Below are 21,056 nucleotides of genomic sequence, written 5' to 3'. Positions count from 1 at the left end.
AAGCAGATTAGCAGATAAATATTGGCAGACAGATGTAATCAACGTCAGTTCAAGTTCAGCCCTAAACCGCCAAGAACGCTACCCATCGCTCTCGCCGCTCCACCCGTCGTTCTCATTTCCCTTAGCGAGGGGGTGTCGGGGGACGGCTTCCGTCTCCTGACAAACGGGGGCGCGGGGGAAAGTCCCCCGAACAGTGGCAACGCCACCCAGCCCTCTGTGCCACACCCCGTCTAATCCCAATTCACGTCAATGTAAGTCTTGCAGCAGGCTCATCGCTCGTTTCGGAACGGTCTATTGCTGAAACTGCCACACCCGGATGGTCTGATCTTTACTAGCACTCACAAGACGTTGAGAATCGATCGCTAGCGCTAAGATCCAATCTGTGTGGTCAGAAAGCGTCCGAAGCAATGTTCCAGTTTGGGCAGACCATAGGTTGATGGTGTTATCAACGCTGCCACTAATTAGCAGTTGTCCATCTGTGCTAAATACGACAGCAACCACTCGCGAGGTGTGCCCAACAAAGGTGCGGAGCGCTTCCCCGGTTCGCCAATTCCAAAGGATGAGGCTGTTATCCCAGCTTGCACTAGCAAGGGTTTGCCCATCGGGACTAAACGCAAGGGCACGAACCGCCGCAGAATGCCCTGCGCTCATCTCTGAAGGCATGGTTCTGAGCCGTTCACCCGTTTCGAGATCCCAAATTTTAAGGGTTTGATCGAGGCTGGCAGTCGCAACAGTTTTCCCATCTGGGCTGATTGTGACAGAGAAAACGCGGCTGTCATGGGCTGGAATAGTGTTTAGAAGTTCTCCGGTCGGGAGATCCCAAATTTTGAGGAGTCCGTCTTCACTGCCACTAACCAACGTTTGTGCATCCGAACTGATGGCAACTGACCAAACGGGATTGTCCTGTTCGAGCGTTTGGATCGGTTGGTTGCTTTGTAAATCCCAAATTTTGATCGTGCGATCGCCACTGCCACTGACCAGCGTTCTGCCATCGGGTGTAAGAGCTAGCGATCGCACCACATCTGTGTGCCCAGAGAGGGTGTTGAGTACAGTCCCCGTCTCAACATTCCAAATTTTAATGGTTTGATCATCGCTACCACTGATCAACGTTTTTCCATCCGAACCCAAGACGAGCGACCAAACGGGATCTAAATGCTCTGTCAATGTTTTAGCAAGGGTCAGATTTTCTGAACGCCTGTTGTCAGAATCTTGGTTGTCAGAATCTTGGTTTGAGGCAGACGTTGAAGTTGGTGTGAGCGTTGCCACTGGAAAGAGCCGGAAACCATAGAAACCGCCGATCGCCAGCGCCATCAGTGCGATCGCGGCGATTAGCGCCAAGCGCAACTTCCGAGAAAACGGCGTTGCCAAGCTTCGACGGCTTGCACCCCGCCTCCAGTGCCAAAGTCTAAAAGCCTGTCTTGGAGATGCATCAGGTCTTACTTTTGCTAGAAGCAGTTGCTGATAGGTTTCTGAACTCAATTGCTCCAGCGATTCATTTGCTGCAATCGATTCAATTCCATCTACGGTTCCTTCAGAGTTGCGCCCTGCGTCAATCGCAGAATTGCTGTTAAGTTGTTTTCCACCCATTGTGCTAACCAGAGCGTCGGGTGAAGTCAGTTCTTCTAAAAGCGGTTGAGTGACGATCGACCCTTCCAAGCCAAGACTCTGTGCTTTGTATGCTTCTGGCGCAAACAGCTTCAATAATTTTCCCTGTTGCAAGGTTAGGTAGCTGCGTTCTTGGATGGGAGCCGCGATCGCAACGCCAAGACGGGCAGGTTGATAACGCCCATCCTCTGGGAGGAGAATACTTTCTAAATGAATTGGTAGACAGTGCCGATCAATCTGCTCAATCGGCCCGGTCGAGAGACACGTAAAAATAGATTCGAGGTGAATAGGTTGTAGCAACCCAGCGAAACAATAGCAGATAAAATAGGGAATATGACTCCGACCCAGATCGTCTGCGCCATCGTTGTAGACCCAGCCAAACAACGTTTGATTGGCAGATAGTTGATGAAGATAAGCGGCTCGATAGTCAGCACTGGGAGGGTTGTAGGAATCCCAGTATTGGTAAACAATTTGTTCAATAAATTGCTGGCAAATTTCAGGCGGAACCTCTGCACTTGTGAGTGCTTGAAATCCCACCTTGGCAAGACTGGTGTAGATAAGTTGACCTAACAGCAGAGACATGGGCAAGCTTCAATCGTAATTCGTGATCAGCGTTGATTGCTTTGGCGCTCAGAAAACTCAATCCTCTCGATCACTGCGAATTACGAATTACAAACGGGAGGGTTGCTCTTGGCTGGGAACTTGAATGGGATTTGTTATCGAGTATCCGATCGCGAATAAGAATAACATGACAACTCCCAGAAGACCGAGTGTGATCAATGTTAGCGTCAGGAGCGATCGCTGTACATGAGGTGGAAAGAGTGGCGGCGCGAAAACAGTCTGAGTCAAGCTACTGGCGAGAGTGCGATCGGGTTGAAATCGGTGATGTTTGTTTAATTCTGATAATAGCCACAGCAACGGATCTGCGGCACCTCTGGCATTGAGCATAGAAGTGCCACTGATGGAAACAATTGGGATTGCAGAGTAGAAATATTTGTAATTGGCGTTGAGCGCATCAAGACGCATTGTGAGCGGTTGAAGGTTTTGTTCAAGCTGAAGCTGGGTGGCAGGTCCAGACGCTAACGCATCACACTTGGTCAGAATGAGAGCAAACGCATAGTTCAACCGATGTTGACCGATCAGCGAGGCAATAGCAATCACTTGGTTGAAGATGTCCTCCAACGTATGGGCATAGTCTGAATCGTGAACGAGAGCTTGAGCGTTGATAAACACACAGCAGCCGTGCGAGTTTAAAACGAGTTCTTGAAAATCGGGATTGCGAAGATTACAAGACTCGCCTGGAATATCCCACCAACGGAAATTGCAGAGCGTTTTGATGCCCCGCAAGGCGTGGTGCTTCAAACTAAAGTTGAAGTTAGTAATTTTGATAGTGGCGGGGGGATATAAGCCCGTTTGTTGAACATGATACAGAATTTTGTCCAAGTTGCTCTGCACCTCGCTGTCTTGGCACTCAAACCAAGAGGACTGAGGATGATCTGACCTGTCATCGCCCTGCAATTCAGCGTAGCTACCTGCTAGAAAAACAGTCTTACCGACTCCACGCTGACCAATACTCAGGAGGCTGAATGTTTTAGGAGACGGTTTAGAGAATAGCCGCATAATCATCTATAGTCATCTGGGGTAAGAGATGAGAAAAAAGGCAGATAATGACTCACACATTGCGCAACAAAAAATTGACAACAAATGAGCGATCGCTCAAAAGACGCTCAAGTAAACCGGATAGGGAAAGTCTACCAAAGTGAACTGGAAGAGCAGTTTACTCTCTTTCGCCCGTTTTAACAGACTTTCCTCTATTAGCCCATAGCCGAAGGCTCTGCAAAGTAATATTTGTTTCAGGGCGAGACAGCAACGTAGCAAAACGTTGACAAACATATCCTAAAAAACCGCATCAAAAGAACCTCCTAAACAAATCAAGGATTCTCAAAAACGAACTCGCTTGAAAATTGTCTCCACCAAAAATGGCGAATGTAGTTTGTCGAAAACTGTATCCAGTTCGAGTTGAGGATGAGGCGCTCAAACCGTCTTGATTCCCAACACTCATTTGACTTTCTCCGAAAGTATCGATCGCGGTTTCTTGAAAAAAGAGAGAGGGAGCCATGTCACACCCACCCGCAACGCTCTCCTCTTGGGTCGCAGACAGTTCGGTAAAAGATTGATCGAGTTCAGACATAGTAATAACCTCGTTATTTTCAATACGACAAAAACTTCAAATGGTCTCCGGGCAATGCACCCAACTCGCTCGGCGAACCTTGTATCTTCACTTCACCCTTATCGAGCAACACAATCCAATCGGCGCGATCGATGACACTCGGACGATGAGTAATCATGATCGTCGTTTTATTGCGGCGAGTCGCCAGCAACCGATCGAGTACCTGCGCTTCACTCACCGGATCGAGACCAGCCGTCGATTCGTCGAGGATGAGTACCGGAGGATCGGTGACAATGCCCCGTGCGATCGCGAGGCGCTGCCGTTGTCCACCCGATAGATTCGCACCAAATTCGCCTAACACCGTTTGATATTGATTGGGCAACTGACTGATAAAGTCATCTGCACCTGCAATCTGGCACGCTTTCACAATCTGCTCAAACGAAATGTAGGGCGTTCCGAGGCGAAAATTTTCAACGATCGTGCGGCTCCAAAAGTGGGCATCTTGCGGCACATAAATCACCTGTTGGCGCAAACAATCGAGGGATAAATCTTGCATGTTGTAATAGCCAATCCGGACATTGCCCGAATTGGGTTCATACAATCCAGCAATGAGTTTAGCGAGGGTGCTTTTTCCGCACCCCGATGTGCCGATCAGCGCGATCGCTTTTCCACCCGGAAGCGTGATGGAAAAATTTTCCATCAAATCCACTCTGCCCGCATGGTGAAAATTGAGGCGGTGACAGATCACGTCAGCATCTGCCGAAAGCGGAGCAAAGGGCTTTTGGGTATTGCCGCTCACTTCTGGCGTCGCATCAATCACTTCCGACACCCGATCGACCGCCGTTTGAGACCGAAAATATTCATCTACCAAGCTCAAAATGGCAGTCATAAAGGCTAACACATTGCCCTGCATACCATTGAACGCTAATAGCTGACCAATGCTGAGTTCTTTATTGATCACCAAAAAGCTACCCAACCCGAGTAGCACAACCGTTCCAATGCGGCTCACCTGTTGCGTAAACGTGCCTGTGATGATGCCAATTTGAGTCGTACTAAAGGTTAAATTCGCAAGACGACCAAACCGACTCTGCAACTCTTCCCAAAACTGCGGAGCCGCATTCGTCGATTTCATCACCAAGGCTCCTTTAAAGGTTTCAACTAACACGCCTTGGTTTTCGGACGATAAAACTAATAGATTTCGAGTCGCTCGTCGCAACGCTGGTAGAAACGGTACTACGGATACCGTCATTAACAGACCAATAAAAAGAACGGCTACAGTAAGTTTCCAGCTATAAAATAGCATAAAACATAAAGAAACCAATGCGATGAAGAATTGGCTGGGTAATCCGATCACAACATGACCCAGCAATTGATTGATCTCGTTGATATCCCGCAGTCGGCTCACAATTTCACCACTACGACGAGTCTCATAGTAACTGAGGGGCAAATGAAGAATCTTGCGCCCAAAGTCCAGTACAAATCCCAACTGAACCCGTTGACTAAAGTGAGCAATCAAGGTGGACTGCAACAGTTGCAGGCTGCCGCTAAATAAACTCAACACGACGACACTCACAATCACGACCGTCAACAGTTGAGCATCTTGTCGTACTAATACATCATCGGTAAGAATCTGCATCAAGAGCGGACTTGCCAGAGAGAGCAGCCCCAACACTAAGTTGATGAAGAGCGCCCCCAATAGCAGCGATCGATAGGGGGAAACTCGTTGCAAAAAGCGTCCAAACCCCTCTTTGGTTTCGGCTTGAGCGGCAGGCAAAAATGCCTCTGGATCGGGTTCTAGCAGTAGCATAATGCCGTTCCAGGCGGTCATTAGCTCCTGACGCTTGACATAACGAAGTCCCAAAGCGGGATCGGCAACGATGAAGTTTCGCCCCCGCTTGCCATACAAAACAACCCAGTGATAGCCCTTCCAGTGGATCACACCGGGAAGCGGCAGTTCGCCCAGTCGATCGAGAATTTCCCCAGACACTTTGACCGATCGCGTCTTAAACCCCAACCGTTCAAATCCTCGTCGCAGCCCTAATAGAGTCGTTCCAAGTTGACCTGTTCCCACCGCTTCTCGACAGCGAGCAATACTCAAAACCTGTCCATAGTGTTTGCTAATCGAGGCGAGACAGGCTGCTCCACAATCTTCCTCACTCAGTTGTGACACACATTGATAGCCGTGTCTTGATGAAGCAACCATAGCCAAACCTTAAACCTGCGTCATACAACTGACAAATTACACGAATAACAAATTACAAATTTGAGATCAACCTTGTCTTTCTGAGAATAAATTGCACAACAGTTTCTTGACGTGAAATAATATCTGCACTTCCTACCATTCCAGCTTGCAGTTGGCACTGGCGGCGCTCATCGCCAACAAACGCGTTTTCCGGTTGCATTGTGATTTCGTAAGTAGCGGGGACATTTTGTCCATCACTTGCAGGTCGCGCATCAGGTGCTACGGTTTTGACCGTGCCATTGAGGGTGCCATAATCAGGATACGGACATGCCGAAACCCGCATTTGCACCTGTTGTTCGGGCTTGACCTTATCAATGTCTTGAGCCGAAACTTGCGCTTTAATCACGAATGGCGCGTTCTGAGGTGCAATCAGCGCGATCGCTTCTCCAGACTGCACCACTTGGGATGGATTGCGAAGATTGAGTTGGAGCAAGGTTCCAGAAATAGGGGCGCGGATCGTGCTTTGGCTAAAATTGCGCTCAGCTTGTTGCAGTTCTTTTTGGGTGCGATCGAGTTGACGCTGTAATTCGATCTGATTTTGCACGAGTTGTTCTCGCTGTTGCTGCAACGTGGCTAACGTCGAGGCTCCTTGAGCTTGGGTTTGAGCAATTTGCTCTTCTGCCCTGGCAATTTCTGCATCTGTCGGATTTAACCCAGAACTGGCGCGATTAACTTGAGCTTGGGCAACAGCAACCGCCGCCTCTTTTTCTTTTAAAACTAGAGTTGCGACTGCACCTGCCTCAGCAAGCTGGCGAAATCGAGTCAGTTGCTCTTGGGCTAAATTGAGCGCGGCAGTTGCTTCTTGAACGTTGGATTGAGATATTTGTTGTTGGTCTTGAAACACCCGTTGTTGGCTTCTTAACTGCGCTTCTGCGGCTTGAGTGCTGCGCTGCGCCAAGTTAGACTGCGCTGCAATTTGACTGTCGAGGGCTTGAGTTTGAGCCGTCACCTGAGCAAGTTGCAGTCTTCCCTGCCGGATATCCCCCTCTAGCTGGCTTTGGGTGGTTGCAAAGCGGGAGTCATCGATTCGCGCAATCACATCCCCAGCCTTGACGGTTTGATTCTCTTTCACGACAATTTGTTCTACGGTGCCCTCGATCGCGGTTTGCACGAGGCGCAGATCGCCAGCAGGTCGGATAGTGGCGGGTGCCTTAACCGTCACGTTGTACTTTAGCACCGTAGAAAGCAGCACAGCAGTTCCAAAGATAATGACCAAGACGCCGCCCCCTGCGATCGCCCAAGGGCTAAGCCGGGGGAGGAGTTCGTTACTGCTGATGGTTGGGAGTTGACTCGGTGTGTTCTCCATAGGATTGCAACCAATGAATGAACAGTAAATGCGCTATGATTGCTTCATGAAAGACACAGCTTTTGCAATCAGATTAGAATATTGTGGGTAAGAAAAGATTCCAGAGCAGCGATCGCATCTCTTAATTGGCTGGCTAATAAATAGATTGCGTTACATCACAATCAAGTTATCAGTCAATAGAGAACGCAAGATCCATCAAGATGAACATGATAGACATGCTCTGGAATCTTTCACAATTGCTTCCTAGCATTAAAGAGGCGACTTAGAATTTGATGAAGTCGCCTGGGTTGAAATTGAGCGAGAAGTCTTTAGAAGCGCTCGTGAAGAGGTCAGCCTTGTCAGCAGCAACCAATTGGCTGACGTTGCTACCCATCGGTCCTGACGTTGCTTCTGCTTTAAAGGCAAGGGATTCCTTCGAGAAATCAAAATCAGTACTAATCATGTCCATCAAGCTGATGCCACCTGAGACGATTTCTTGTTGTTCGTCAGACAGTTCCATCAACAGTTCAGATTGTACGGTTAAACGGTTCACGGTATGTACCTCGTTGAATGTGTTTGTTGGTGTGTAACTTCCAACTGTTTACAGTTTGCCTGGTTTTATTGCTGGCTTCCAGGTCAAAAGCTGCTCACTTTTTGCTCACTTTTTGAGGTTTAACTTTTTATTGAAAGCCAAATTTCTGATAATGCTCTCAGCGATCGTGGGTGACAGATCTAGCTGCTAGTAGATTGTCAACTTTGAGTTAATGGGTGGAGGGGTGAGAGGGTAGAGGGGTAGAGGGAGATGTTCCCCAGGAGAAAGTGAACCACACTCTGGCTCTCTTGCGTAGAAAATTTTGCAAGGGAGCGCTCAACACCCCACACTCCTCTTCTCAACTCCCCTCCACCAATCCGCGATATTGCTCTGCCGACATGCCATTGTCAACCTCACTCGGATCGCTCACTTTAACTTTGATCAGCCAACCGGCGCTATAGGGATCGTTGGCTAAATTCTCTGGCGCATCTGCCATCTCGGTGTTAGATTGCACCACAGTTCCAGTCACGGGAGACTTGAGATCTTCTACAGCTTTTACCGATTCGATCGTGCCAAAGCTTTTGCCTTTCGTGACTTCTGTGCCCACTTCAGGCACTTCTAAAAACACAATATCGCCCAATTGATCGATCGCAAATGCTGTAATCCCCACGATCGCAACGTCGCCCTCAAGCTGCGTATATTCGTGGGTGTCGGTGTATTTTAGATGGTCGGGATACTCGAATGCCATGATGATTTGACGAGATGAAGACGAACTAATTCTACTTCTTGGCTCGGTAAAATGGGCGCTTGACGACGATCGCAGGACACAATTTGCCGCGAATGCTGACCTCTACTGGCTGCCCGGGTTGGGCAAACGCAACGGGGACATAGGCAAGCGCGATCGCGCTCCCCACAGTTGGTGCCAGGGTTCCACTCGTGACAACCCCGACCGCTTGCCCATCCACCACAACCGGGTAGCCATGGCGCGCAATGTTTCGCCCCTGCATCTGCAAGCCAACCAACCGCCGGGTGACGCCCTCTTTTTTCTGCTGCTCTAGCACCGATCGCCCGATAAAATCTCCTTTGCGATCGAGATGCACCACCCAGCCTAATCCCGCCTCTAACGGGCTAATCGACTCGTTGATATCCTGTCCGTAAAGCGCCATTGCCGCTTCAAGCCGCAAGGTGTCCCGCGCTCCCAATCCGCAGGGCACGACACCCCTATTGAGCAGCGATCGCCACAGTTCTACGCCAACGCCCGGATCGACCATGACCTCAAAGCCATCTTCGCCGGTGTAGCCAGTGCGGGCGATGAAAGCAGGTCTTCCGAGAACGGTTCCTTCTAAATGTTCAAAAGGTTTGATTGGAGAAAGATCGTCTGAGGTGATGGCTTGCAACTGCTCCATGGCTTTGGGTCCTTGCAGCGCGATGAGTGCCTTTTCAAGGGAATGATCGTGAAACATCAGTTGGCTCGTATCAAGATGTTCGAGCATCCAAGCTTTATCTTTTTGCGTCGTTGCTGCATTGACAATCACAACCCAGCGCTGCTGATCGGTGTCATCTCGCCCCTGGTAGTAAAAAATCAGGTCGTCAATAATGCCACCTTCAGGGTTTAACAAAATGGTGTACTGCGCTTGTCCGGGCTGCAATCGGCTCAAATCTGAGGGCACCAGGCGCTGAATCTGAGTCAACACATCGCGACCGTGCAGCGAAAACTTGCCCATGTGCGAAATGTCAAACATGCCTGCATCGGTGCGAACGGCATGATGTTCTTGCCCAATGCCTGCAAACTGCACCGGCATTTCCCATCCGGAAAATCCGACCATTCTGGCATTTAGCGCGATCGCAACGTCATAGAGCGGAGTTCTTAGCAAAGTATTGTTAGCCACAGCGATCGTCCTCACACTATTCATTCTTGTCGGCTGATCAAATTATTACTGTTCTGATCAGAAAATAATGCGCTGCATAATTCTGCACAATCTGCATAAGTAGTCTGCACAACGTAATCTGGGCAATGTAATCTACATAACGTAGTCTATATAACAATGACACACCAAGCCTGACAAATTATCAATTGCCAGATCCCTGACTCTGCCACAGGTTGATCTTAGTCTGCTAAATCTTCTTGCCAAACCCACTTGCCAATAAGACCATCGCAACTCACACTTAATGATGGGAGTCGAAGTGGAAGCTGCGAGGTTTTTTTGTGAAACGAGTCTTATCGATTATTTTAGGCGGCGGAGCAGGAACCCGTCTGTATCCTCTGACAAAGCAACGGGCAAAGCCTGCGGTTCCCCTAGCAGGAAAATATCGCTTGATTGATATTCCCGTTAGCAATTGCATTAACTCGGAAATCTTTAAAATTTACGTTCTAACTCAGTTCAACTCTGCCTCACTCAACCGCCACATTGCCAGAGCATTTAGTTTCCCCGGATTTAATGACGGATTTGTAGAAGTGCTAGCCGCTCAGCAAACGCCCGAAAACCCGAACTGGTTTCAAGGAACGGCGGATGCAGTCCGGCAATATATTTGGTTGCTCGAAGAATGGGATGTCGATCAGTGCCTCATTCTCTCTGGCGATCATTTATATCGGATGGACTATCGCCACTTTATCGAGCGCCATCGGGAAACAGGGGCGGATATTACGCTTTCGGTTGTGCCGATCGATGAAAAGCGAGCTTCCGATTTCGGTCTGATGAAAATTGACGGCTCAGGGCGAGTGATCGATTTTAGTGAAAAGCCCAAAGGGGATGCCCTGAAGCAAATGCAAGTGGATACGACCGTGCTAGGGTTGTCGCCCGAAGAGGCAAAACACAGCCCTTACATTGCGTCGATGGGGATTTATGTGTTCAACAAAGATGTCTTGATTAAGCTGCTAAAAGAGAAGACCGATCGGACGGATTTTGGCAAAGAGATCATTCCTCAGTCGTCGGTTACTCACAACCTCCAGGCGTACCTATTCAACGACTACTGGGAAGATATTGGAACGATCGAATCGTTTTATGAAGCTAACCTTGCCCTAACCCAACAGCCGCAACCGCCCTTTAGCTTCTACGAAGAGCGCGCGCCAATCTATACTCGCCATCGCTTCTTGCCGCCCAGCAAGTATCTCAATTCTCACATTACAGAATCGATCGTGGGCGAGGGTTGTATTCTCAAGAACTGCCGGATTCATCACTCGGTATTAGGGGTGAGAGCACGGATCGAAGCTGGGGTAACCATCGAAGATTCGTTGATTATGGGGGCTGACTTTTATGAAGGTCAAGCAGAGCGACCTTCGGGGGCAGAGTGTGATGACTCCCAAGTCGCTTTAGGAATCGGCGCAGATACAACAATTCGCCGTGCGATCGTAGATAAAAATGCCCGGATTGGCTGTAATGTGCAGATTATCAATAAAGATCGAGTTGAAGAAGCCAATCGTGAAGAGCAAGGATTCATCATCCGGAGTGGCATTGTAGTTGTGGTGAAAAACGCCACGATTTATGATGGAACCGTGATTTAGACCCCATTGCTCTAGAACACACCAGCCAAGGCAGGATGAGGGATGAAGCTGTGCAGGGAAAACCGTCCAGTCTTGCTTCATCTCTTATTGTTTTGATTGGGCTTCCCGGTAGCGGTAAGTCAACCTTGGCGCGCTCTATGGTTGAAGCATGGCGAAATCGATCGCTCCTCTGCAATCATCCTGACGCGGTGTTAATCTCAACCGATGCGATCCGTGCTCAATTGTTCGGTGACGAAGCTATTCAAGGTTCATGGCTACCAATCTGGCTAGAAGTTCGCCGTCAGTTTCAAGCGGCGGCTGGGCAGACCTCCCAGGGAAAGGTAGGCTTTGCCATTTACGATGCAACGAATGCTGTGAGAAAGCACCGAAGAGCCGCGATCGCGCTAGCTCGAAAAACCGGATTCACTCACATCATCGGAATTTGGGTGAATACACCGCTTGCCGTTTGTTTAGAGCGCAATCAGCAGCGCAAATCTAGACCATCGATGCCGCTTGGTGGAGCCAGCCGCGTTGTGCCAGAAGCCGTGATTTTGCGAATGAACCGCCGACTGTCAGGCGCACCTCCATCGTTAGAAGATGGGCTAGATCGGTTAATAGAACTTTACTGAAACGGACTCCTCCCAGAGAGCGATTGGCAAAGTCGTGCCTTTTCGGATATCCGTAGAGATATGTAATAAAAAGATTCAGCGCTGCATCACCCCAAAAACGCCATTTCTATCTAAACTCAGTTAACTCTAAACTCACTTAAAGGGGAGAACTATTTATGAGCCGCGATCCCTACGATTCTGATAATATTGAGCGTCGCAGAGAGATTCAGCGTGAAGAAGAGGCGTTTCGGCTGCAACAAGAAGAGCAGCGATTGGACATGGCTAGACGCAATTCTTCGTTAGCCTGGATTATCAATGGGGTTCTGTTACTGATTGGATTGCTGGAAATTTTGCTGGGTCTACGCTTTTTGCTGCGCGTATCTGGCGCAAACCCAGACAATGCGGTTGCTCGGTTTATCTATGATCTATCTGATCCCTTTGTTGCGCCGTTCTCAACCTTATTTGTTAGCCCAACATCGAGCGGTGCCACCAACATTTTTGATGTGAATGTCCTGATCGCGATCGTGGTGTACGCCGTCTTGGGCTGGATTGCGATCGCACTGCTGAGATTTCTACAAGGTCGATAGTAGAACTAATGTTGCTTGATTTACGAGGATGAAGAACCCGAAAAAATCGCCTTAACCGCGATCGCAATTCGTTCTAAATCTTCATTCAACAACGGCGGACACTCCAAGCTTCTGCGGAGTTCTGCATCAAACAAGCGTCTGCCTTCGCTTGAGATCAAAAACAAGGCGTTGGCAAGAGAGCGATCGAGGGTAGTTTGCCCTTTCAACCCTTCAGATACCACTCTCAACGCCAGCAAAATCGATGTCACCTGACCGGGAACCGGAGGCTTGCCTTGACCCAACCGAGCCAGAAACGTTTCAGCGTTTGAATTAGTTTCGTCGCTTTGGTCGATCAGTAAGCGACAGGCGGTTTCGTAATCCACAACGGGGTCATTTTAAGAATGTTAACTGAATCACTGTAACGTGAATCTGACGATTGTTCGCTGATGCAGCCAAAAAAATAGGGAAAGAGCTAAATTCTCTTTCCCCTGGTGATCCGGCGCAGAGCCGTCTTGGAGTTTTTTGCGGAGTGCCTGAGTGCGTTTTTTGAGTTGCCGTTGCCGAGCAGCACCGCCACGACCTTTATCATTTCGTCCTTCACGGCGAGGAGATTCCCACCGCTTTAGCCGTTGAGCCATAATTTATTCTCCTAAAGTGAGCATTGGCAAGCCAGGATTAAGCTCCTATGATTTGCATAATTATCCTATCGGTTTAGATGTCACTATCACAAGGTCGGATATTACTGAGTCACCGAACGAGAAATAAGATCGGCTGACTGGGGCGCATTAAGGGGAGACTCCGATATTGACGTATTGGTAGTGCTTTATAAAACCGTTGATCCCTAGACAGAAAACGAGCGGGTAGTGCACTTACGTAAAGGGCAGAGAAAAAGGACTAATTCTGGGAGCCTTATGCAGTGAGTCCTCTAAAAATGCCAATTATTCTCTACCCTTTATGAAATACCACTACCAACGAGCGAACCGCAGCCGCGATCGCCCACCTCTGGCTAGTTCAGAACGTTCTGATTACACCCGCCTTCCTCTCCGACCAACAATTTCAAGCCGCAGATACCAGTGTTAGAAGTCATTCTAAAAACGTTGAAAGCTTTGTACATCAGCAGTATGGGCGGAGGGAGAATCGAACTCCCATACCTTTCGGTGCCACATTTTGAGTGTGGTGCGTCTACCAGTTTCGCCATCCGCCCTTAGATTGCGCTTTACTATCATAGCCTATTTTCCGACTTTCAAGCAGAGCTTGATAATTTTGAGATCGCGCCCAATCATCGATCTCTTTAGCTCTAAGCACCGGAACCGGATGGCTCAGTTGTGCGGTTTGCAGTTGCTTGAGTAGATCCCCAATTTCGGTCTTGCTGACATCATCATAAGCACGGGCTTGGGCAATAAAGGCATCTAAGTTCAGTTGCCCCACCAACGACGGGGAACCGCCCGTGAGCTTCATCAACACCGACATCATGATGGTGGGATCTTGGGTTGCCAAAAGCGCCGCGCGATCGCAGGTAAACTCGGCGCACCGAACCCACGTCATGATCTGAGCTTGCAATCCTTGAGTGATCAGCGTTCCGCCCGGAAACTGACCTGCTGCCAACACAAGAAGATTCGCCAAGGTGAGATAAACGCCGTGGTCACATTTCAAATGTCCCAACTCATGGGCGATCACGGCTTGAACTTCTTCAGGTGTCAGCAGTTCGATCAGCGACGTGTGCATCACAATAAACGGTCGCTTGCCTCGCATGGCAAAGGTATACGCATTGGGAACCGGATGCTGACGAACGTATAGCTGCGGCGGTTCTAAGTCCAGCACTCGGCACGCTTCGATCAAGAGCTTGTAGAGCCAAGGAAGTTGTTGCTCTCCAACCAAAATACTAGCGGCAATGTTTTCTAGATAGAAAAACTGCTCGGCTACAGGTCCCAGTAGATTTCGGATGATTAGATCCAATCCGGGCAACTGTTTGAGCGAGTTTGTTGCCTCTAAATCTAAGGGATGCCGAAACTGATCCGCCTTTAAACCAATGAGAAGCGACTTTGAAAAAGACATACTCAACCGTAGACAACCTTAACGCCCAGTATAGCGAGAAGCAAGCCAACTAGCGGAAGCGGCACCCCAATCAACAGTGCCGCTTCTGGCTGAGTGTCAGATTAACGCACTAAGCGGATCAGATGGCGTGTTTTCTGAAGCGCACTCTGCAAGGGGTGAAGGTACGGTTTCTTCGGAGTTGCCCGGTGCGCTTAGCGCCGTACTTTCATGAACCCGTTGCAGTTTGGCTCCCAAGCCTCGCAGCTTATCTTCTAAGTGTTCATAACCGCGATCGAGGTGGTGCAAGCCTTGAATCGTGGTCATCCCTTCTGCCGCCAACCCTGCCACAACCAGCGCCGCCGAAGCCCGCAGATCTGTTGCCAAAACAGGCGCACCCGAAAGCTTGGGCACACCCCGAACAACAGCAATGTTCCCTTTGAGCTTGATATCGGCTCCCATGCGGTTGAGTTCTGCCACATGCTGGAGGCGGTTCTCAAACAGTGTTTCCGATATCATCGAGTTGCCCTCTGCCACAGTCAGCAACGACATAAACGGTGCTTGCATGTCGGTGGGAAACCCAGGAAATGGCAGCGTTTCAATATCGGTTCCTCGATAAGACGAAGCCGGAATGACTCGCAGTTGGTTTGGTGCATCTGAGACAACGCTGATGCCACTTTCCTTCAGCTTGGCGATCACGGCCGTCAGGTGGTCGGGAACCACAGGAGACAGCATAATCTCCGATCGCGTGATTGCCCCAGCAATTAAAAATGTGCCTGCTTCGATGCGATCGGGCACCACCATGTAGTCGGCTTCGTGGAGAGCCGGAACACCATCAATCACAATCCGATTTGTGCCATCCCCTCGAATTCTTGCACCCATTGCCCGACAAAAGTTTGCCAGATCCACAACTTCGGGTTCTTGTGCTGCATTCTCAATCAGGGTCTCACCCTCTGCCAGGGTTGCCGCCATCATGATATTTTCAGTTGCCCCTACGCTGGGAAAATCAAGATAGATGCGTGCGCCGGTGAGGCGCTTGCGTCCGCCGCGAATGTAGGCATTGACCATGCCATGCTCGATTTGAACGTCTGCCCCCAGAGCTTGCAGACCCTTAACATGGAGATCAACGGGGCGATCGCCGATCGAGCATCCGCCGGGTAACGGCACCCGTGCCACACCCAAACGCGCCAGCAATGGTCCTGTAACAAAGAAGCTCGCCCGTAATTGGCTAACCAACTCGTAAGGCGCTTTAGAGCTTGTTAAATCAGACGCATCTAGAACGAGCGCGTCGCCTTGACGAGCCACTTTTACACCCAACGCCACCAAAATTTCGCAGATCAAAGACACATCTACGAGAGAAGGAACGTTTCGCAACCGACAGCTACCAGAGCAAAGAAGAGACCCTGCCAATAACACAAGTGCCGAGTTCTTTGCGCCACTGATGGTGACATGCCCCTTGAGAGGCGTCTTCCCCCAGATTTGCAGCACAGGACTATCTTCTTCAGGTGAAGAATGAGAATGAGATAAGCTGAGCGCCGAAGTAATAGGTCCGTCCTCCTCAGTTAATTTTTACAAAAACTTCAAATTTGGTTTTGATTCTACCGGAAACTTGGCAGATGTCCAGACTATCAGTTGATAGCCACTCAACAAACTTTTTTAGGTGCCAGAAGTCGTCTCAGAAATTCAAAGAGCAGGGGATTGACAAATTATGCTACATGGGGCAAAATAGGAGATTGTGACACGCAAAATGTTCATGCGGGACTGGCGGAATTGGTAGACGCGCTAGATTCAGGTTCTAGTGTTCGCAAGGACTTCCGGGTTCAAGTCCCGGGTTCCGCATCTAAGAGTTGATCTCTGAATGACCAGCTAAAAATGGGGCGGCTTCCTTAAGAACTGTTAAGGTTCTACTTATAGGCAGCCGTCTTTTTATGTGAAAAGTTTAATCAGTAGATCTCTTGCACATTAACTCGAATGAAGCGGATTGGGATTGCTCATCGGTGTACAAAGCAGCAATGAGATTACAGCGCCAGCCAAAGCGTCGTCGCTGATTGCGATAACGTTTGCAACCGCTCTTTCAGGTTCGGATTGGCTTGCTATTGAATCAGGGCTGCGAGTTCTGCAACTGTTTCTCGGAATTTTTCTCATTTTGCTAGCCTTGGCAACCCACACAGAAAACTAATCTGCAAGAGGTCTATTTTTCTCGCAGGCGCTTTTTTACAGGATACGGCTGAGATGGGGTGGATATTGAGATATTGGCTCTACCGAGAAGCGCGATCGCGCGTTTGGTCATCCGCACTAACCCGTTTTACACACAGCCCAGTGTTAGACAAAAGAATCTTTCTTATGCTAAACAATTCATGACAGAGATTAATCTTGCTCTGAAATCAAGCCTCTAAAAAGCTTTACCGATTTCTCGTCATAACCGGTATTCTGCTTAAGGCGGTTGCTGCCGTTTGAGTCTAAAGTTTAAACCTGTGGACTGGAGAGGTGAGGGTTAGCAGTAAACGGTTAGCATTTAATCTTGAACCTCTACTGCCTTAGCCCTCGTCTAAGCTCTAGTTCCGTCTAGAAGTTTCACTATGGCTAATCGAACTTGTATGAAACCGTGTCTTCATTTTCTTGCAGTGGGTGTGGGAGCGCTAATTCTCTTAGGGCACACAGACAGTAGTAATGCAAAGCCTGCTTCTAGCCGCACCTCCCAGAGCGATCCCGAACCGCCCATTCCCTCCCTGACTCCCCTCCTCAAGAAACCTAACCCCCTGCCTCAGACGTCCGGTGTGTCTCATGTTGAGCCACCCCCCAATCGCCCACTTCAGACTTCAAGGCTCGTTCCCATTTCGACCAGTGCCCAGACGTTGATTTCATCGCCATCGGCTTTGCCACACCAAACGACGCTGGTGCCCCCTGCCGTTGTGAGCCAAACTGTGATCCAAACGTCGCCTCTGGCACAAACGACTCCTCGTCCGCCCGCCGGTAGCCCAACGCCCACGCCGTCTAACGATGTCCCTGCGATCGCGCCTACGCTTACCCCCTCTGTGCCAACACCTAGCCGATCTGTTCCCGCTCCGCAAAGGCTCAATCCGTCCGCCAATCCCCTGCAATTTCCAACCCAGCCTAGCGAAGTTCAAATTCAGGCGAGTGAATCGATCACGCTGCTGCAAGCCCTAGAACTAGCTGAGCGCAACAACCGAGATGTAGAAATTTCGCAGTTAGAACTAGAACGCGCTCAAGCTGCCTTACGAGAAGCACGGGCAGCCAATTTACCCACGTTAGGATTGTCGGCAGGTCTGAGCCGTTCTGGCAGTAACGTAGGCGGCGGACAAGGCAGTTCCCGCCAGCTATCACAATTGTTGGAATCTCTGACTGGGCAGCCGTCTGACGACGACAACGATAGTTCCGTTTCAACCTCACTATCGAGTTCGTTGCGGCTCAGCTATGATTTATACACGTCTGGGTTGCGAAACGCTAACTTACGAGCATCAGAGCGGCAAGTTCGAGCCGCAGAACTAGCGCTAGAACGCATTCGCGAACAGCTACGCCTCGACACAACGGGCGACTACTACGACTTGCAAGACGCCGATGAACAGTCTCGAATTAACCAAGCCGCTGTTGCTAATGCTCAGGCAAACTTGAATGATTCGATCGCGCAAGAAAGTGCGGGGCTTGGAACCCGGTTTGACGTATTGAGAGCGCAAGTCAACCTTGCCAACGCTCAACAACAATTGACAAACGCCCAAGCCAATCAGGTTGTGCGGCGGCGGCAGTTGGCGCAACGGCTGAGCTTGCCTGAATATGCGACCGTGCAAGCGGCAGACTCGGTAGAAGTGGCAGGAAGCTGGACGCCTTCGCTAGAAGAGAGCATTATTTTGGCTTACAAAAATCGCTCAGAGTTGGAAGAACAACTCGTACAAATCGACATTAGCGAACAGCAGCGTCGAGCCGTCTTGGCGGCTAATGGACCGACGCTCAGCGTTTCGGCAGACTATGGGTTTTCTCAGGGGTTGGGCGGCAATGCCTCGATCAGCGATAACTATGCCTTTGCTCTGCAAGCGCAGTGGAATCTGTTTGATGGCGGCGCAACGATCGCACGGGCAAGACAGCAGGAGAAAAATAAACAAATTGCTCAAAGCCGATTTGCTCAAAATCGCAATAGCGTTCGATTTCAGGTTGAGCAGGCTTACACCAATCTTCAGGCAAATTTAGTCAACATTGCAACGACCGAGCAAGCGGTGACTCAGGCGCTAGAAGCCTTGCGCTTGGCAGTCCTACGATTGCAAGCGGGAGTTGGCACCCAAACCGAACGGATCAACGCTGAAACCGATCTCACTCGCGCCCGTGGGAATCGGGTCAGCGCGATCATTGGCTACAACCGTTCTCTAGCTCAACTGCGCCGTTCTGTCAGCAATCTGGCTCGGTAGTTTAGGCGTTGGAGTTGTTTGCTGAACCGTTCAAGTGTCGAAGTTCTAGACTTGGCAAATCTCATCAGAGATCTTAGGGGTAGCGATCGCACCTCAAATAGCTCTAACACGTTGGTTTAGGAGAATTAACGCCATCTTTCTGCAAGGTAGGGCAAAATGGATTCTATTAGGTTTTTGGGGCTGAGCTTCTTGAGCGATCGCATTTGACATAACCCGCTGCGCCAGCGTGCATCAGTTAAGGTGCGGTTTTCTCGGCAAAGCTTTGAGGGATCGCAACGATGATACTTCTAGACCTTTGATGCTTCTAGACCTTCGCTTTCTTGTTTGTTGACTTGGTTTTCTGACTTAAAGGACTTTACCCCATGTCTCTTCGCCTGATTGTTCCCGATTGGTTGAGTGCGCGATCGCAGGGCACTTGGCAACGCCCATCCCTCCGGCTGCACGGTGTAGGGTGGGTCGTCGGGCTAAGTGTGGTGGGGAGCAGTGGCGCTTTGGCACAAGAGGCGATCGACCAACTTCCCGCCGTCCCGCCTGATCTAGCTGTGCAAGCGGCTCCTGCCTCGGTAGAACCACCCGCTGCGATCGCGCCGTCTGAGGTATCGCCGAGTCTCAACGCAGGGGGAGACGCTGATGCCTTTGTCGATCGCACCGACTATAGTTTAGGCGCAACCCAGCGCTATGAAGTTCCTGAGCTTAGCGCTGGGCGCAACTCCGAAGCAACCGTAGCTCAGCCGGGCATCTCCGCCCCAGAAGCTAACGCCCCGCAATGGTCGTCTAGAGATGCTGTGAGTGTTGCCCCCGTCCAAGTCGGTGGTGTTAGCCTATCGGCAGGGGGAATTAGCTGGAACGCTGGATCTACGCCCCAAGTCGAGCCGCCTGCCACTGGGGTAGGGCAAGCCTACAGCACGGTGAAAGCTTACTACAATCGCACTGCACGACCCATCGGGCAGGTAGGAAACGGGGACATCAAGCTGCTGTTTCCGCTATCGTTGCCGGTGTCGATTACCTCTTTATTTGGCTGGCGCATTCATCCGATCACGGGAAATCCTCGCTTTCATGCCGGAACCGATCTCGGTGCGCCCTTAGGAGCACCCGTTTTAGCTGCCTTAACAGGTCGTGTGATTATGGCAGACTTTTTTGGGGGGTATGGGCTTGCGATCGCGTTAGAGCACGGGCAGGGCAGTCAGCAAACCCTCTACGCTCACTTGTCTGAAATCTTTGTCAAGCCGGGAGAGGTGATCAAGCAAGGAGCCGCGATCGGGCGAGTTGGAAGCACCGGAGCCTCCACCGGGCCACACCTCCATTTTGAGTTTCGCCAAGAGACCACCGAAGGTTGGGTCGCGATGGATGCAGGATTTGCCCTCGAAACTGCCCTGGCAGACTTGACAAAATCGCTTCAGGTGGCGCAGGTTCCCGAAGCTCAATAGGCTCAATAGGCTCAATAGACCGGTTGTAGACTAGTGGGCTGTCAAGATTGAAATGGGGGACTAGGAGGAGAGGGGGAGAGCGGGAGTCTAATAATCGGAACCATCCACCCCTCCACCCATCAACTCGAAGTTGACAATCTACTAGCGGGGCGAGTTTTGCGCCTTGAGGGCGTACTCTCGAAATCGAGCCAAATCGGCTTTGAGCGACGATTCAACAATGCGACCGAGGAACAAATTATCCATTAGCTGACCGAGAAAGCCCGGAATCGCGTAGGCAACGGTCATCTTGACAACACTGCCCTGCTCGCCGCGATCGTAGAACCGAATGGCTCCCCGATTGGGCAATCCATCCACCGATTCCCACTGAATAATCTGATTTTGAATTTTCTTCTCAATCCGCGATTTCCAGCTAAATTCCAGCCCACCCGTTGCCAATTTCCAGCGCGACAAATCTGGATTGTCTTCTAAGATGGTCACTGATTCGATCCACTGCATCCATTTCGGCATCTGTTCCAAGTCTGACCACAGACCCCAAACATCATCGATCGGCACTTCAACTTCAACTTGCACTGTATGTTCCAGCCAGTCAGACATAAAAAGAATAAGGAATAAAGAATGAAATGGAGAAAAGAGCTAACGCAACTGTTAAACACAACCCCCTCCCCATCCTTTCTGCCCCAGGAGGAGAGTT

At 50.1% G+C, this 21,056-nt stretch carries 19 protein-coding genes and 2 tRNA genes; 7 read left to right on the top strand and 14 right to left on the bottom strand.

Going from position 1 to position 21,056, the window contains the following annotated elements; translation table 11 throughout:
- Positions 1 to 291: 291 nt before the first annotated feature.
- From GS601_RS20030 to gcvT, 8 genes are all read right to left on the bottom strand, one after another.
- On the bottom strand, positions 292 to 2,187 hold the full coding sequence (locus tag GS601_RS20030) for a WD40 repeat domain-containing protein (RefSeq protein WP_162425061.1): 1,896 nt from the start codon (positions 2,185 to 2,187) through the stop codon (positions 292 to 294).
- An 87-nt stretch (positions 2,188 to 2,274) separates the two neighbouring features.
- Positions 2,275 to 3,231 (bottom strand): hypothetical protein, encoded by a 957-nt coding sequence (locus GS601_RS20025; protein WP_162425060.1) that lies wholly within the window; start codon positions 3,229 to 3,231, stop codon positions 2,275 to 2,277.
- A gap of 283 nt (positions 3,232 to 3,514) precedes the next feature.
- Positions 3,515 to 3,796 (bottom strand): hypothetical protein, encoded by a 282-nt coding sequence (locus tag GS601_RS20020; protein ID WP_162425059.1) that lies wholly within the window; start codon positions 3,794 to 3,796, stop codon positions 3,515 to 3,517.
- 19 nt (positions 3,797 to 3,815) lie between these two features.
- Positions 3,816 to 5,978, bottom strand: coding sequence for a peptidase domain-containing ABC transporter (locus GS601_RS20015; RefSeq protein WP_162425058.1), 2,163 nt, complete (start codon positions 5,976 to 5,978; stop codon positions 3,816 to 3,818).
- Positions 5,979 to 6,030: 52 nt separating this feature from the next.
- A complete protein-coding gene (locus GS601_RS20010; protein ID WP_162425057.1) occupies positions 6,031 to 7,323 on the bottom strand; it encodes an HlyD family secretion protein in 1,293 nt (430 codons plus the stop codon).
- 262 nt (positions 7,324 to 7,585) lie between these two features.
- The gene (locus tag GS601_RS20005; RefSeq protein ID WP_162425056.1) at positions 7,586 to 7,855 is read right to left on the bottom strand and encodes a CTB family bacteriocin; all 270 of its coding nucleotides are present in this window, start codon (positions 7,853 to 7,855) and stop codon (positions 7,586 to 7,588) included.
- A 337-nt stretch (positions 7,856 to 8,192) separates the two neighbouring features.
- Entirely contained in the window at positions 8,193 to 8,582 is a 390-nt protein-coding gene (gene gcvH / locus GS601_RS20000) for a glycine cleavage system protein GcvH (RefSeq protein WP_162425055.1), read from the bottom strand.
- A gap of 31 nt (positions 8,583 to 8,613) precedes the next feature.
- The gene (gene gcvT / locus GS601_RS19995) at positions 8,614 to 9,723 is read right to left on the bottom strand and encodes a glycine cleavage system aminomethyltransferase GcvT (protein WP_338017093.1); all 1,110 of its coding nucleotides are present in this window, start codon (positions 9,721 to 9,723) and stop codon (positions 8,614 to 8,616) included.
- A gap of 317 nt (positions 9,724 to 10,040) precedes the next feature.
- On the opposite strand from gcvT, the gene GS601_RS19990 reads away from it, so the two are divergent.
- The 3 genes from GS601_RS19990 (at position 10,041) to GS601_RS19980 (ending at position 12,510) form a co-directional block, all read left to right on the top strand.
- Positions 10,041 to 11,336, top strand: coding sequence for a glucose-1-phosphate adenylyltransferase (locus GS601_RS19990; RefSeq protein WP_162425053.1), 1,296 nt, complete (start codon positions 10,041 to 10,043; stop codon positions 11,334 to 11,336).
- A 50-nt stretch (positions 11,337 to 11,386) separates the two neighbouring features.
- Positions 11,387 to 11,944, top strand: coding sequence for an AAA family ATPase (locus GS601_RS19985; RefSeq protein ID WP_338017092.1), 558 nt, complete (start codon positions 11,387 to 11,389; stop codon positions 11,942 to 11,944).
- Between the two features lie 155 nt (positions 11,945 to 12,099).
- Positions 12,100 to 12,510: a YggT family protein gene (locus GS601_RS19980; protein WP_162425051.1), complete on the top strand. Its 411-nt coding sequence runs from the start codon at positions 12,100 to 12,102 to the stop codon at positions 12,508 to 12,510.
- A gap of 20 nt (positions 12,511 to 12,530) precedes the next feature.
- Here the strand turns inward: GS601_RS19980 and GS601_RS19975 are convergent, their stop codons facing one another.
- The 5 genes from GS601_RS19975 to murA form a co-directional block, all read right to left on the bottom strand.
- On the bottom strand, positions 12,531 to 12,872 hold the full coding sequence (locus GS601_RS19975) for a Dethiobiotin synthetase (protein ID WP_162425050.1): 342 nt from the start codon (positions 12,870 to 12,872) through the stop codon (positions 12,531 to 12,533).
- 30 nt (positions 12,873 to 12,902) lie between these two features.
- Complete coding sequence (locus GS601_RS19970; RefSeq protein WP_162425049.1) at positions 12,903 to 13,127, bottom strand: hypothetical protein; 225 nt, start codon at positions 13,125 to 13,127, stop codon at positions 12,903 to 12,905.
- 484 nt (positions 13,128 to 13,611) lie between these two features.
- Positions 13,612 to 13,693 (bottom strand) — tRNA-Leu (locus tag GS601_RS19965).
- The gene (locus GS601_RS19960) at positions 13,672 to 14,544 is read right to left on the bottom strand and encodes a M48 family metallopeptidase (RefSeq protein WP_162425048.1); all 873 of its coding nucleotides are present in this window, start codon (positions 14,542 to 14,544) and stop codon (positions 13,672 to 13,674) included. The genes GS601_RS19965 and GS601_RS19960 overlap by 22 nt, the downstream gene beginning before the upstream one ends.
- 96 nt (positions 14,545 to 14,640) lie before the next feature.
- Positions 14,641 to 16,008, bottom strand: coding sequence for a UDP-N-acetylglucosamine 1-carboxyvinyltransferase (gene murA, locus GS601_RS19955; protein WP_338017091.1), 1,368 nt, complete (start codon positions 16,006 to 16,008; stop codon positions 14,641 to 14,643).
- 267 nt (positions 16,009 to 16,275) lie between these two features.
- Here murA and GS601_RS19950 point away from each other — a divergent pair.
- From GS601_RS19950 to GS601_RS19935, 4 genes are all read left to right on the top strand, one after another.
- Positions 16,276 to 16,359 (top strand) — tRNA-Leu (locus tag GS601_RS19950).
- 148 nt (positions 16,360 to 16,507) lie between these two features.
- The gene (locus GS601_RS19945; RefSeq protein ID WP_162425047.1) at positions 16,508 to 16,699 is read left to right on the top strand and encodes a hypothetical protein; all 192 of its coding nucleotides are present in this window, start codon (positions 16,508 to 16,510) and stop codon (positions 16,697 to 16,699) included.
- Between the two features lie 400 nt (positions 16,700 to 17,099).
- On the top strand, positions 17,100 to 18,938 hold the full coding sequence (locus tag GS601_RS19940) for a TolC family protein (RefSeq protein ID WP_162425046.1): 1,839 nt from the start codon (positions 17,100 to 17,102) through the stop codon (positions 18,936 to 18,938).
- 362 nt (positions 18,939 to 19,300) lie between these two features.
- Positions 19,301 to 20,365, top strand: coding sequence for a M23 family metallopeptidase (locus tag GS601_RS19935; protein WP_162425045.1), 1,065 nt, complete (start codon positions 19,301 to 19,303; stop codon positions 20,363 to 20,365).
- Positions 20,366 to 20,506: 141 nt separating this feature from the next.
- Here GS601_RS19935 and GS601_RS19930 read toward each other — a convergent pair whose 3' ends face one another.
- Positions 20,507 to 20,959 (bottom strand): SRPBCC family protein, encoded by a 453-nt coding sequence (locus tag GS601_RS19930; RefSeq protein WP_162425044.1) that lies wholly within the window; start codon positions 20,957 to 20,959, stop codon positions 20,507 to 20,509.
- Between the last annotated feature and the right edge of the window lie 97 nt (positions 20,960 to 21,056).

The organism is Myxacorys almedinensis A, assembly GCF_010091945.1.
Taxonomy (GTDB): Bacteria; Cyanobacteriota; Cyanobacteriia; order Leptolyngbyales; family Leptolyngbyaceae; genus Myxacorys; species Myxacorys almedinensis.
Note: the sequence above shows the minus strand (reverse complement) of the source record. Positions and strands in the feature narration are given on the sequence as shown.